11 protein-coding genes, 1 pseudogene and 1 riboswitch are annotated in these 12,624 nt (G+C 72.0%); of the genes and pseudogenes, 5 read left to right on the forward strand and 7 right to left on the reverse strand.

Annotation, left to right across the window (positions count from 1 at the left end; genetic code table 11):
• The first annotated feature begins 128 nt into the window (after positions 1-128).
• Positions 129-300: riboswitch (cyclic di-AMP (ydaO/yuaA leader) on the forward strand.
• Between the two features lie 6 nt (positions 301-306).
• The gene (locus CGL27_RS21705; RefSeq protein WP_119989428.1) at positions 307-1,467 is read left to right on the forward strand and encodes an NlpC/P60 family protein; all 1,161 of its coding nucleotides are present in this window, start codon (positions 307-309) and stop codon (positions 1,465-1,467) included.
• A gap of 90 nt (positions 1,468-1,557) precedes the next feature.
• On the opposite strand, the gene CGL27_RS21710 is transcribed toward CGL27_RS21705, so the two are convergent.
• Both CGL27_RS21710 and CGL27_RS21715 read right to left on the reverse strand, forming a co-directional pair.
• Positions 1,558-2,343: a L,D-transpeptidase gene (locus CGL27_RS21710; protein ID WP_119989430.1), complete on the reverse strand. Its 786-nt coding sequence runs from the start codon at positions 2,341-2,343 to the stop codon at positions 1,558-1,560.
• A gap of 121 nt (positions 2,344-2,464) precedes the next feature.
• Positions 2,465-2,818, reverse strand: coding sequence for a hypothetical protein (locus CGL27_RS21715; RefSeq protein ID WP_119989432.1), 354 nt, complete (start codon positions 2,816-2,818; stop codon positions 2,465-2,467).
• A 334-nt stretch (positions 2,819-3,152) separates the two neighbouring features.
• Between CGL27_RS21715 and CGL27_RS21720 the strand changes: the two genes are divergently transcribed.
• Both CGL27_RS21720 and CGL27_RS21725 read left to right on the forward strand, forming a co-directional pair.
• A complete protein-coding gene (locus CGL27_RS21720) occupies positions 3,153-4,181 on the forward strand; it encodes a C40 family peptidase (RefSeq protein ID WP_119989434.1) in 1,029 nt (342 codons plus the stop codon).
• Between the two features lie 237 nt (positions 4,182-4,418).
• On the forward strand, positions 4,419-5,381 hold the full coding sequence (locus tag CGL27_RS21725) for an SDR family NAD(P)-dependent oxidoreductase (protein WP_119989436.1): 963 nt from the start codon (positions 4,419-4,421) through the stop codon (positions 5,379-5,381).
• 117 nt (positions 5,382-5,498) lie between these two features.
• On the opposite strand, the gene CGL27_RS21730 is transcribed toward CGL27_RS21725, so the two are convergent.
• The 4 genes from CGL27_RS21730 to CGL27_RS21745 form a co-directional block, all read right to left on the reverse strand.
• Complete coding sequence (locus CGL27_RS21730) at positions 5,499-6,299, reverse strand: response regulator transcription factor (protein ID WP_119989438.1); 801 nt, start codon at positions 6,297-6,299, stop codon at positions 5,499-5,501.
• A 473-nt stretch (positions 6,300-6,772) separates the two neighbouring features.
• Positions 6,773-8,050: an ATP-binding protein gene (locus CGL27_RS21735; RefSeq protein WP_078642022.1), complete on the reverse strand. Its 1,278-nt coding sequence runs from the start codon at positions 8,048-8,050 to the stop codon at positions 6,773-6,775.
• A gap of 261 nt (positions 8,051-8,311) precedes the next feature.
• The gene (locus tag CGL27_RS21740) at positions 8,312-8,596 is read right to left on the reverse strand and encodes a hypothetical protein (RefSeq protein ID WP_240450590.1); all 285 of its coding nucleotides are present in this window, start codon (positions 8,594-8,596) and stop codon (positions 8,312-8,314) included.
• Positions 8,593-9,912: a PspC domain-containing protein gene (locus CGL27_RS21745; RefSeq protein ID WP_240450591.1), complete on the reverse strand. Its 1,320-nt coding sequence runs from the start codon at positions 9,910-9,912 to the stop codon at positions 8,593-8,595. The genes CGL27_RS21740 and CGL27_RS21745 overlap by 4 nt, the downstream gene beginning before the upstream one ends.
• Before the next feature lie 123 nt (positions 9,913-10,035).
• On the opposite strand from CGL27_RS21745, the pseudogene CGL27_RS21750 reads away from it, so the two are divergent.
• Both CGL27_RS21750 and CGL27_RS21755 read left to right on the forward strand, forming a co-directional pair.
• Positions 10,036-10,836: pseudogene (locus CGL27_RS21750) on the forward strand (serine/threonine-protein kinase); the annotation flags it as partial.
• Positions 10,837-11,231: 395 nt separating this feature from the next.
• Positions 11,232-11,924, forward strand: coding sequence for a hypothetical protein (locus CGL27_RS21755; protein ID WP_162953041.1), 693 nt, complete (start codon positions 11,232-11,234; stop codon positions 11,922-11,924).
• A gap of 108 nt (positions 11,925-12,032) precedes the next feature.
• On the opposite strand, the gene CGL27_RS21760 is transcribed toward CGL27_RS21755, so the two are convergent.
• A complete protein-coding gene (locus CGL27_RS21760) occupies positions 12,033-12,614 on the reverse strand; it encodes a DoxX family protein (RefSeq protein ID WP_205587729.1) in 582 nt (193 codons plus the stop codon).
• Positions 12,615-12,624: the final 10 nt, after the last annotated feature.

The following is a 12,624-nucleotide window of genomic DNA, read 5'->3' on the forward strand; positions in this document are numbered from 1 at the left end:
ATCACGAAACGGTTTCGGGCAAAACGGTCACCAGTCTTCACAGGAGCCCCACGTGTTGACTACCGTCCTGCGTCAGGCGGCCCGGAAGATCCGTCGGCGAACCACGTCGGCACGGGCGGCCTCCGCCGAGTCCGGCACCGCCGTAAGGCGCCCGGAGCCGGGGACCCGACAACGCGACACCGGGGTGAATCGGCCCGAAGCGGCGTGGCACGGAAGTGCCGCCCGGACACGGCCGTAGGGCAACCTTCCGTACCGCCCGAACCCGACAGCTAACCCGGTAGGCGGTCCACGGAAGGAGCGCCTCCCTTGGCGTCGCACCGCAAGCCGCGGAGCCGAATACCGGCCCCGCTCACCGGTCACGGCCGCCGTACGGCCGTCGGGTTCACCACGGCCGCCCTCGCATCCGTCACCCTCCTCTCCCAGACGGCCAACGCCGCGCCGGGCGACGACCCCAAACCGGCCACCCAGTCGATCGACAAGGTCAAGGAGAAGGTCGACACCCTCTATCACCAGGCGGAGAGCGCCACCCAGCGCTACAACGCCGCCAAGGAGCGCGCCGATCAGCAGCGGGGCAAGGTCGACAAGCTGCTGGACTCCGTCGCCCAGCGCACCGAGAAGCTCAACGAGGCGCGACGCACGCTCGGCGCCTACGCCACCGCCCAGTACCGCGACGGCGGAATGGCCCGCTCCGCCGCGACCCTGCTGTTCTCCAACGATCCGCAGGACGTCTTCGACCAGTCGCATCTGATCGACCGGCTGACCGGTCGGCAGAAGCAGGCCGTCGACGACTTCCAGAAGCAGCAGGCGAGCGCCGCCAAGGAGCGCGGTAAGGCCAGCGAGAGCCTCGCCTCGCTGACCGCGTCGCAGAAGCAGCTGAAGACCCAGAAGAAGACCGTCCAGGACAAGCTGACCGAGGCCCGGCGGCTGCTGGCGAATCTGACCGCCAAGGAGAAGGCGCGGCTGGCGGCGATCGAGAAGAAGAAGGCGGAAGAGGCCCGCCGTAAGGCGGCCGCGCTCGCCGAGAAGCAGCGGCAGGAGGCCGCGCGCAAGAAGCAGCAGGAGCAGCAGAACGGAGACAGCGGCTCCGGTTCGACGGCGCCCTCGACCCCCGCCAACAGCTCCAAGGCGGCCCAGGCCATCGCCTTCGCGAAGTCGCAGCTCGGCAAGCCGTATGTCTGGGGCGCGACCGGCCCCAGCTCCTTCGACTGCTCAGGGCTGACGCAGGCGGCCTGGAAGACGGCCGGGATCTCGCTGCCGCGCACCACCTGGGACCAGGTGAAGGCCGGTACGCGCGTCTCGACGTCCGAACTCCAGCCGGGCGATCTGGTCTTCTTCTACGACGACATCAGCCATGTCGGCCTCTACATCGGCGACGGGATGATGATCCACGCGCCGAAGCCGGGCGATGTGGTGAAGAAGGCGCCGATCACCGAGATGCCGATCTACGGGAGCGTGCGGCCCGCGTAGGACGCGGGGCCGTACAGGCCCTTGGCGTGCCGCTGCCCGGGGCCGGAGCCCCGGGCAGCGGCATCGTCACGTCATCGGCTCATGTGCCGTTCACGTGCCGGGCTTGCGCCCGTAGACGTACACATCGTCGCCGTTCTTCAGCAGGCTCCAGTACTTCTTGGCCTCGCCCGTGCGCATGTTGACGCAGCCGTGGGAGCCGGGCGGGGACCATACGCTCCCGGCGATCGAGTGGAACGCCTGACCGCCGTCGAAGAACTGGCTGTAGGGCATGGCGACCTTGTAGAGCGTCGACCAGTGGTCGATGTTCCGCCAGTAGATCTTCTTCAGCCCGGTGCGGGTCTCGAAGCCGTTCCGCCCGGACCGCACCGGCACCGGCCCGTAGACCAGCCGGGAGCCGTCCTGGATCCAGCTGAGCTGCCGGGTGAGGTCGACGCAGGCGATGCGGCCCTTGTTGGTCGGGCACTTCTTCGCCGCGTTCGGGTTGTGTCCGGCGGCCTTCTGAGCGTTGATCAGGCTCATCACGCCCGAGGTGATCGGGCCCGCGTAGCCGATCGTCGGGCTGATGCCGTGGTTGACCTGGAACTTCTGGATCGCGAGACAGTCCGTCCGCGACTGCCGCCCGTCCACGGGGCGGCCCAGGAACCGCTCGGCCTGCTTCTGATACGGCCCCACGCTGGTCGTGCACGACGACGCGGCCATGGTCGCCGGTGTCACCGATCCGGCCGACCTGCCCAGCGGCCGTGCCTGGGCCGGCCGCGCCTGAGCCTGCGCCGGACCGGCGACGGCGACCGCGAGCGGCACCGTCATCCCCGCCAGCCCCAGCACGAGTCCCGCGCGCCGGCCATGCCTGCTTCTGACTGCCCCCACTGCCCCCATGGCCACTCCTCTCGACTGCCTCGCTCTTTACCCAGACAGCTCGCGAGTGCAAACGGTTGCCTCAGGATCGTGTCGAAAAGGTGTCGGAATTGTCTCGGGATTGCCTCAGATGATCAGCTCGTCAGGTCCACAGCACGGCGATGAAGATGTTTGCCGTTGTCAAGGCACCTACCGCGCCGAAGGCGGCAGACTCTACCTTCTCCTCGTCGCGCTTCACATACACCAGGCCGAGGACCACGATCAGCAGCGCCAGCTTCACACCGATCTTGATGTTGTTGACACTGTTGTCGTCGGCCTGATTGAGCCCGACCAGCGCCGCGCCGGTGACCAGCATGGTCAGCGCGCCGTGCAGCATCGCCGGGGTCATCCGGGCCTCGCCCGCGCCCATCGCCTTCAACTGCGAGAGGAAGCCGCCGAGCAGCGCGCCGATGCCGACGATATGCAGGCCGACGAACACGTGAATGAGTACGTCCATGGTTCCGGAGACTAACCGCGCGCATATCATCACCCGGCACTCGGGTGGGCCCCTATCGGCGCTTCGGTCACGGCAGCCCCACACTCCCGACCACCCCACTCGCCGGGCGATCAGCCGCCGTCACGGGAGCGACGAAATCTGTGCACTCCCGTTCAATCCCCCGCACGACCCCCGGTTTCCGGCCTAACTTCCTCCTCCAGGTGGCAGTCCGCTTCCCGTCAACTGAGGGTCCCCGCCTCACGGCGGACTGCCACCTGTCCGTCCGCCCCCCATGAGGGTCCAGGATCAGCGGAATGTCCTGGAATGCCCAAGAAAGACCAGGTGAACCGCCGCAGTGGCGTCGCACAGGAAGCCCAAGCAGCGCTCGCTCACCAGCAGCACCGCCCGCGCGGCCGCACTCCTCGCCCTCACCGGCGCCGCGTCCGCCACCCTCCTCGACGGCACCGGGCACGCCGAGAACCGCCTCACCCCCGCGCAGGTGAAGGCGAAGGTCGATCAGTACCAGCGGCAGGCCGAGGAGGCCACCGAGAGGTACAACGGCGCGAAGGACAAAGCCGACAAGGCCCGTGCGGCGCTGGACGCGCTGCGCGACCAGGCCGCCCGCCGCACCACCCGGCTCAACGCCGCGCGCAACGCCCTCGGCGCCTTCGCCACCGCCCAGTACCGCTCGGGCACGATCGCCCCGGCCCTCCAGCTCGCCCTGTCCTCCTCCCCCGGTCAGTACCTTCAGCGCGCCTCACTCGCCGAGCGCGCGGGGAACCGCCAGGCCGCCCTGATCGCCTCCGTCGGCCGTCAGGAGCGGAAATTACGCCAGGTCCGCGGCGAGGCGGCCGACCGCCTCGCCGCTCTGCGCGCCTCCCAGACGGCGGCCGCCCACCACAAGCGGACCGTCCGGCAAAGGCTCGCCGCCGCCGATCGCCTCCTCGACCGGCTGACCCTCGAGCAGCGGCAGCGCCTGCTGGCGGCCCAGGACGGCGACAAGGCCGGTGCCGACGGCACCGCCTCCCCCACCGCGGGCCGCGCCGCCCGCGCCGTCTCCTACGCGTACGCGGCCCTCGGCAAGCCGTACGTCTGGGGCGCCACCGGCCCCCACGGCTACGACTGCTCCGGGCTCACACAGGCCGCCTGGCGCGCCGCCGGGGTCGCCCTGCCCCGCACCACCTACACCCAGATCAACGCCGGCCGGCGCGTCACCCGCGACCAACTGGCCCCCGGCGACCTGGTCTTCTTCTACTCCGGCGTCAGCCATGTGGGCCTCTACATCGGCGACGGCCGCATCATCCACGCCCCGCGCCCGGGCGCCCCCGTCCGGGTGGCCTCCGTCGCCGACATGCCCTTCGCGGGAGCGGCCCGCCCGGCGTAGGTGTACCGGGCCGGTCCCCCGGGGCCGGACGGGGATCTGTCGGCCGGGAGGGGAGGGGGACGGCGGCTGACGGGGACCTGTCGGCGGGGGGACGGCGGCTGACGGGGGTCTGTCGGCGGGCGCCACCGGATGACGGCGCTCTGTCGGTGGGTCGTCGGTCGCGGCCGTAAGGCTGACATGTGACCGCGTCAGCCACATTCGGTCACCGGTCCGCCCTCACGAACGCCAGGAGCCCCCATGCCTTCCACCGACTCGTCCGAAGCCTCTACCGCGCCATGGGACGTCCATCGGCTGCCGCGCGCCGAAGGTAAGACCTTTCTGGTGACCGGAGGCAACGCGGGGATCGGGTACTTCGTCGCCGAACAGCTCGCTGGTACGGGAGCCACCGTCGTCCTCGGCAGCCGGGACGCGGACAAGGCGGACGCCGCCACGGCCTCGATCCGCTCCCGGGTCCCCGAAGCCCGGGTGCGGCATATCCGGCTGGACCTCGCCGACCTCGCCTCGCTCAAAGCCTCCGCGGAAGCCCTGCGGTCGGACCGTCTGGACGCGGTCGTCCACAACGCCGGGGTGAAGTTCGACGAGCCGCCCCGCCGTGAGACCGGGGACGGCCATGAGGCGATGTTCGGGATCAACCACCTCGGGCACTTCGCGCTGACCCACTGGCTGGCACCGCTGCTGGCGGCCGCCCCCGAGGGCCGGGTCGTCACCGCGGGCAGCTTCGCGGCCACGTCCGAGCGGCTGGACCTGGACGACCTCGAGAGCACCCGGGACTACCGGCCGGACCGCACCTATGGACGGTCGAAACTGGCCCAGATGCTCTTCGGTTTCGAACTCGACCGCCGTCTGAGGACGGCCGACAGCACGGTGCGGAGCGTGGTCACCCACCCCGGTGGCGCGCTCGACGCTCTCACCCCGCCCCGCCCGCCCCTCCACGCCCCCACGACCGGCGAACGGCTGCGCGGGCTGCCCGCCGGAATCCTCGTCCAGGGCAAGGAGGCGGCCGCCTGGAGCGCCGTACGGGCGGTCCTCGACCCGTCCGTCAGCGGCGGCGAACTGTGGGCCCCGAGGGTCTTCGGCCTCCGCGGCACCCCCCGCCGACGGCCCGTCCGAGGTCATCTGGCGGATGCGGAGGTCGCGGCCCACCTGTGGTCGGCGAGCCGCGACCTGACGGGGGTCGAGCCGGAGTTCGGCCTCGGGTGAGGCCCATCGGTCACGGCGCGTAGCCCGTCCGAGGGGGCCCTGCGGCTGCTGTCGATGATGGGCACGCAGCGCATGGAGATGCCGGGCTGAGCGGCCGCGGTCCGCCCCGTTTCCAGCTCAGACCAGGCGGCGGGCCGTCGCCCAGCGGGTCAGCTCATGGCGGTTGGAGAGCTGGAGCTTGCGCAGCACCGCCGAGACATGGCTCTCGACCGTCTTCACCGAGATGAACAGCTGCTTGGCGATCTCCTTGTAGGCGTAACCGCGCGCGATGAGGCGCAGCACCTCGCGCTCGCGCTGGGTGAGCCGGTCCAGGTCCTCGTCCACGGGCGGGGCGTCGGTGGAGGCGAAGGCGTCGAGGACGAAACCGGCGAGGCGCGGCGAGAAGACCGCGTCGCCCTCGGAGACCCGGAAGATCGCGTCGACGAGGTCGGTGCCGGTGATGGTCTTGGTCACATAGCCGCGGGCGCCGCCGCGGATGACCCCGATGACGTCCTCGGCGGCGTCCGAGACGGAGAGCGCGAGGAAGCGCACCGGGCGCTCCTGGTCGGCCATCAGCGAGGCGCTGCGGCGCAGCACCTCGACTCCGCCCCCGCCGGGGAGGTGGACGTCGAGCAGTACGACCTCGGGACGGGTCGCGGTGATCACGGTCACGGCCTGGTCGACGTCGGCGGCCTCGCCGACCACCTCGACGCCGGTCCGGGCCGTCTCCCCGATCTCGGCCTGCACTCCGGTACGGAACATGCGGTGGTCGTCGACGAGCACGACGCGCACGCGGCGCGGCACGGCGGCGTCGTCGGCCCCGGCGCCTCCGGCCCCGGCCGGACCGGGCGCGGGAACACCACCGGCCGGACCTGATGCGCCCGTGCCGCCTGCCGTGCCCAGGCCGCCCGTGCTGCCCGACGCGCCCGTGCCTGCCATGCCCGTACCAGCCGGGCCGCCCGCCTTGCCCGGGCCGCCCGACACGCCCGTGCCGCCCAACGCGCCCGGGCCGCTGGAGGCGGGGGTCCCGCTGACCGCAGCCGTGCCGCCAAGCGCGGAGGCGCGGCCGGAGCCACCCGGCGCCCGAGAGCCACCGGCCGCGGAGGCGCCACCAGTTACGCGAGAGCGACCCGCCGCAGCGGCGCCACCCGATGCCCGAGAGCCGCCCGACACGCGCGACCCGCCCGCCGCGGAAGCGTCACCCCCCGTGGGGACACCGCCCGCCATGGGCACGCCGCCCCGGGCCCCCTGGGCCGCCATCGCACGCGGTCCGCCGAAGGCCGAGGTGCCGCCGCCGAAGGCCGACGGGCCACCGAAGGCAGGGGTGCTGCCCCCGAAGGCCGGGAGGCCGCCTGGTGCGGCGGGGCCCCCCTCGCCGCCTGGGTTACCGGCCGGCAGGCCATACGCGTCGGTCATGTCGTCGCCGCCCTCTCCATTTCCAGCTCCACTTCCGTGCCCCCGTCCGGCGCTGATCTCAGCCGGGCCGTGCCGCCGTTCCGCTGCATCCGGCCGATGATCGACTCGCGTACGCCCATCCGGTCCTCCGGCACCGCGTCCACGTCGAAGCCGGGGCCGCGGTCGCGCACGGAGATGAACACCGTCGCCCCCTCGACCTCGGCGAAGACCTGGACGGCCCCGCCGTCGCCACCGTACTTGGCCGCGTTGACCATCGCCTCGCGCGCCGCCTGTATCTGTGCGCTCAGTTTCTCGTCCAGCGGGCAGTCGCCGACCACCACCACCTCGATCGGGACGCCGTGGTGGTCCTCGACCTCCGCCGCCGTCTTCTTCACCGCCTCCGCGAGGGTGTCCGGCTCCTCGGCCTCGTCCTTGCCCGTGCCCTCCGGCCGGTAGAGCCACGCGCGCAGCTCCCGCTCCTGGGCGCGGGCGAGCCGGGCCACCTCGCGAGGCTCCTCCGCGTTCCGCTGGATCAGGGTCAGGGTGTGCAGCACGGAGTCATGGACGTGGGCCGCCACCTCCGCCCGCTCCTGCGCGCGGATGCGCATCAGCCGTTCCTCCGAGAGGTCCTGCGTCATCCGCACCACATACGGACCCACCAGCAGCGCGATGCCGACGAGAACGGCCAGGGCCGCCTGCAGCACGGCCCCCAGGTGCTTGGCCGAACCCTGCAGGACGACGATCCCGGACACCCCGGCCGCCACCAGCACGACCCCCGTGGCGCCACGGGCCAGCGGCAGGACCCGCTTGCTGCGGCTGAGCTCGACCCACTGGGCGCGGCGCGCGTTGTCCGCCTGGCGCCAGAAGAGGGCGACGCCCGCGCCGATGAGGAGGAGCGGCCAGATGTAGGTGTTGGCGCGGCCGAGGTGGAAGCCCTGGATGAAGATGCCCATGCCGACGCAGAGGGCGACCAGCGCGATGATCTGGCCCCGCTCCGGCCTGCGGGCCAGGATCCGGCGGCGGCCGTCGGGGCCCACCGTGGTGAGCGGGCGGGTGGCCATCGTCTCCACGCCGCCGACGCCGAGCGGGACGATGAACCAGAAGAGCGCGTAGACGAGCGCGCCGAACCCCTCCGCCATGAACAACGCGACGAAGACGATCCGCACCCACAGGACCGGAAGCCCGAGATGCCCCGCGAGCCCTCGCGCCACACCGCCGAGGAGGCGGCCTTCGGCACTGCGGTAGAGCTTGCGCGGGGGTGGCTCGGGGGTCGTAGGGGGCACGGCGGCGGTCATGGCTCGATCGTCACACGTCCGGCCGACAGTGGGCATCAGGGTCGCCCCTGATCGTTCCCCGACCCGGCGCCCCCGGGTCCCTCCCCGGGTCCCCGACCCCGCCGCCCGAGGTCCCACCCCGCAGCCCCCTCAAGAAATCCACACACACCCCATGCACCCGCACACATCCCCACACACCCACACACCCACACACGCACCCGGCCACCGCCCCACAGGCGCGCTCAGGCCCCCGCCCTCGGCCCCCGCCCTCAGTCCTGGCCCTCAGCCCTCGCCCTCCTCAGGGGTCGCACGCCGCGACCGGCGGCGGACGGCGTAGGTGAGGGCCGAGGTCAGGGCCGCCACGCACAGGCCGCCCAGGAGCGCCGGGAGGACGATCTCCGGGCGGACGTCCCACTCTCCGGCCGCGTCCATCCCGTACGCGGCGGCCACGCCCAGGATGACCAGGCCGGCCACCAGCTTGCCCGGCTCGAACGCATGACGGGTCCGGTCGGGGGCCGAGTGACCGAGCGAGTGGTCGAACGAATGACCGAATGAATGGCGCCTCATGATCGCTTCACCTCCACGGTGCCCAGCCCCAGCTCCAGCTTCAGCGAGACCGTCCGCCCGGCCTTGCCGCCGCCCGCCGGGCCCAGGGTGAGCCTGCGCTCCCGGCCCGGCCCGATGTCGACGTTGTTCGTCTTCTCGCCCGGAAGCCAGATGTCGCCGATCCCGACCTCGATGTCCAGCTTCACCCGGGCGTCGCGCGGGACCGTCACGGCCAGCTTGCCCGCGCCCATCTCCACCCGGCTGGAGACGGTGCTGCCCGCTTTCAGGGGCAGGCGGTCCAGCTTCAACTCGGCGACGCCGCCGCCCAGCTCATAGCCGCCGCGCAGGGAGTTCACGGAGGTCGGGGCCCAGGTGCGGCGGGCCCAGTCGGGGGTGACGGAATCGGGGAGGGCCGCCGCGCCCGCCAGCAGCACGCTCGTAAGGAGCGCGAGGAACACCGTGCCGCCGCCGGCGCGGCCCCAGCGGGAGCTGATGACGAGGGCCAGCCCGAAGACGCCCAGCGCGCAGGCGAACCCGATCTCGAGGCTGGTGCCCAGCGGCTGCGAGGACCACCCCGCCCGCGCCCCCACCACGGCGGCGGCGACCGCCACCAGGAAGGCCCAGCCGCCGATCGACGCCCGGTCCCGCACCCGGCGGGCCCGCTCCGCCTTCGCCTCCGCCTTGTCGTACGGGCCGTCGTCCGGCCCCCACAGATAGCCGGTACGCGGCGACCCGGCGCCGGCCCCCGAGGCGAACCCGAGCGGCCCGGTCGTACCGTCCTTGACGATCGGGTCGCGCCACCAGGACGGGGCGGGGCCGCCGCGCGTGGGCGGGGCCTTGGTCTCGGGCGGCGCGTCGGCGACCGCCTGGGCCGTGGCCTGGTCCACCGCGCCCACGCTCACCGCCTGGCGGCGGTGGTGCGACCAGTAGCCCGCCCCGGCCGCCGCGAGGGCGAGCATGAACGAGAAGTACATGACGCCGCCGTTGTTGAGCATCGACAGGAACAGCCCACAGCCCACCAGCGCCACCAGCACCGCCGTCAGCCCCGGGCCCTCGACCCGCCCCGAGAGCAGCCTGCGCCCCTCGTTCTCGTCCTCGCCGTGGAACGGGATCAGCAGCCAGCAGAAGCCGTACACGATCAGGCCGAGGCCGCCCGCTACGCCCAGCACCGACAGCACCACCCGGAAGATCACCGGGTCCAGATCGCAGTAGCGGCCGAGCCCCCCGCACACCCCCGAGATCACCTTATGGTCACGACTGCGCCGCAGCGGCGTCTGTGACAGGCAGGAACCGGACGCGGTCTCGGCCTCGTCCGCCACGGTGGGTGCTTCGGTCATACCTCCATGGTGACAACAGGGCCGTACCCGCGACATCCGGCATGCCCCCTAGGTCTTCCCTGAGATCTCCCCAAGGGTCACGGCGGCTATCGTGTCGCATCGAACGTGTGGGAGGGGACAGCGGTGTCGGACGAAGGCCACCTGATAGCCGGACGTTACCGCCTGGTCGAGAAGATCGGCCGTGGCGGCATGGGCACGGTGTGGCGCGCGGAGGACGAACTGCTGGGCCGCCAGGTGGCGGTCAAGCAGCTCTACGTCTCTCCGCACCTCGCCGAGGACGAGCTGACGACGCTGCATGAACGCACCCGCCGCGAGGCGCGCAGCGCGGCCCGTATCACCCACCCCAACGTGGTCGTGGTCCATGACGTGGTGGACCACTACGGACTGCCGTGCATCGTCATGGAGTACGTGCCCTCCACGACCCTCGCCGACCTGCTGAAGAACGGCGCACGGGTCGCCCCCGACGAGGCCGCCCGCATCGGCCGCGGCATGATCGCCGCCCTGCGCGCCGCGCACGCGGCCGGGGTGCTGCACCGGGACGTCAAGCCCGGCAATGTGCTGCTCGGCCCCGAAGGCCGGGTCGTGCTCACGGACTTCGGCATCGCGATGGCCACCGGCACCTCGACGCTGACCAAGACCGGCGAGGTCGTCGGCTCCATCGACTACATCGCGCCCGAGCGGGTCAGGGGCCGCAAACCCGGCCCCGCGTCGGACCTCTGGGCGCTGGGGGCGACGCTCTACCAGGCGGTCGAGGGGCGGCCGCCGTTCCGCAAGGCCACGGCGATCGAGACGGGTTACGCGATCGCCGTCGATCCGCTGGACCCGCCCCAACAGGCGGGGGCGCTGGGTCCGCTGATCGAGCGCCTGCTGGCGAAGGAGCCGGAGCTGCGGCCCTCGGCGGAGGAAACCGAACGGGCGCTGCGGCTGCCCGCGGCGGAGGCCGAGACGACATCGCTGTCGACGCCGCCGCTCGACGCGACCATGAATCTGTCGACGCGACGGGAGCCCGGCGCGGCCACCGGCGGGACCACGAGCACCACATCCAACGCCTCGCCGAACCCGCCCACGACATCGACCCCGTATTCCCACACGGCCCACACACCGAGCACGCCGCACACACCGAGCGCGCCGAACGCCCAGCACACACCGAGCACTCCGTACCCGTCGGACCCACGGCTTCCGCACCACCCCCGGGCACGGGGAACACCCCGCGCACCGGGAACACGCCGGGCACCGGGAACACGCCGGGCACCGGGAACATCCCCGGGCAGCAGCACACCCCGCCCACGTCCACGCCGTTCACCGCGTCGACGCCGTCCATGACGACGCAGACACCGGCGTCCCCGCCCGCCCCCGCTCCGGTGCGCAAGAGCCGTAAGGCGGTGCGGACGGCCGTGGCGGCTTCCCTGGCGGTCGTGACCGTGGCGGGCGGCGTCTATCTGTTCGGCTTCGACCACGACAACGGCCAGAAGAACGGCGGAGGGCAGTCCTCCGCCACGGACAAGCCGTCGGCCCCCGCGAACAAGCCGTACACCCCGCCGTCCGGCTACCACATCGTCACCGAGAAGAAGTTCGGCTTCTCCCTCCCCATCCCCGACGGCTGGTCCCGCCAGGAGCAGTCCGACCCCGACGGCAACACGGTCGACCGCACCCAGGAGGTCCGCTACCTCGCCCCCAACGGGCTGGTCGGTCTGAGGATCAACGTCCTGGACTTCGCCTCCGGTGACCAGGTCCAGCACTTCGAGGACCTCGAGGTCGGGTTCAAGGACAAGAAGGCGTACCCGATCTACGAGCGGTTGCGGCTGCAGGAGACGAAGTACCAGGGCTTGCCCGCCGCCATCTGGGAGTTCAAGTTCCGCGGCGAGGTCCGGATGTACCGCGCGATCGACCTCGGCTTCGGCAAGGAGGGCGAGAAGGAATACGCGATCTACCTGAGCGGCCCGGACGCGGACTGGGGCACCTACCGGCCGATCTTCGACGAGGTCCGGAACGGCTTCCGCATCCTCAGCTGACGGGCCGGGGCCCGGGGCCCCCGGCCACGCCCTGCGCGACGCGTCACACGTCCTGCACGTCCTGCACGTCCTGCGTAAAGCGTCACATCCTGCGCGAAGAGTCACGTCCTACGTGAAAAGCTGCGAGCCCTGCCTGCGCCGGCGCTTGGAGATGACGACGTCCAGGGAGAGATACGGCGCCCCCGCCAGCACCAGCGGCAGCCACGCCATCAGATAGGCCAGGTCGTTGCCGTAGTAGTAGGGGTCCGACTGCCAGCTGACCGTGAGCCACAGGCTCAGCGAGATCAGCGCGCCGCCGAAGGCGGCCAGGCGGGAGAGGAGGCCCACCAGGATGCCGAGGCCGACGGCCAGTTCGCCGTAGGCCATGACGTAGCCGAAGGCGGTGGGGTCCTTGAGCGCCTGGTCGACCATCCACGGCAGGGCCGAGGTGTCCCGCACCTGACGCATCAGCTCGCCGATCGAGCCGGTGCCCGAGTCGGACAGGAAGGCCGAGTCGGTGAGTTTGTCGATCCCGGCGTAGACGAAGGTGACGCCGAGGAAGATCCGCAGGGGCAGCAGCGCGTAACGGGCGGCCGTGGCCCGAACTCCCACGGGCTGCTGCCCGCCTATGCCGTTCACGCTGCTCACGCCGTGCACGCTGCCGCCGCTGCCCGCCGTGCCCGAACCGGCCATACGATCCGCGTGTCTCATGCCGCCCGCC

The organism is Streptomyces sp. 11-1-2 (genome assembly GCF_003595545.1).
GTDB classification, from domain to species: Bacteria; Actinomycetota; Actinomycetes; order Streptomycetales; family Streptomycetaceae; genus Streptomyces; species Streptomyces hygroscopicus_B.

What these genes read in the sequence shown, in the direction of transcription:
- CGL27_RS21710 (WP_119989430.1), bottom strand. Translation starts at nt 2,343, where the DNA reads ATGGGGGCAGTGGGGGCAGTCAGAAGCAGGCATGGCCGGCGCGCGGGA.
- CGL27_RS21715 (WP_119989432.1), bottom strand. Translation starts at nt 2,818, where the DNA reads ATGGACGTACTCATTCACGTGTTCGTCGGCCTGCATATCGTCGGCATC.
- CGL27_RS21725 (WP_119989436.1), top strand. Translation starts at nt 4,419, where the DNA reads ATGCCTTCCACCGACTCGTCCGAAGCCTCTACCGCGCCATGGGACGTC.
- CGL27_RS21730 (WP_119989438.1), bottom strand. Translation starts at nt 6,299, where the DNA reads ATGGCAGGCACGGGCGCGTCGGGCAGCACGGGCGGCCTGGGCACGGCA.
- CGL27_RS21735 (WP_078642022.1), bottom strand. Translation starts at nt 8,050, where the DNA reads ATGACCGCCGCCGTGCCCCCTACGACCCCCGAGCCACCCCCGCGCAAG.
- CGL27_RS21740 (WP_240450590.1), bottom strand. Translation starts at nt 8,596, where the DNA reads ATGAGGCGCCATTCATTCGGTCATTCGTTCGACCACTCGCTCGGTCAC.
- CGL27_RS21745 (WP_240450591.1), bottom strand. Translation starts at nt 9,912, where the DNA reads ATGACCGAAGCACCCACCGTGGCGGACGAGGCCGAGACCGCGTCCGGT.
- CGL27_RS21755 (WP_162953041.1), top strand. Translation starts at nt 11,232, where the DNA reads ATGACGACGCAGACACCGGCGTCCCCGCCCGCCCCCGCTCCGGTGCGC.
- CGL27_RS21760 (WP_205587729.1), bottom strand. Translation starts at nt 12,614, where the DNA reads ATGAGACACGCGGATCGTATGGCCGGTTCGGGCACGGCGGGCAGCGGC.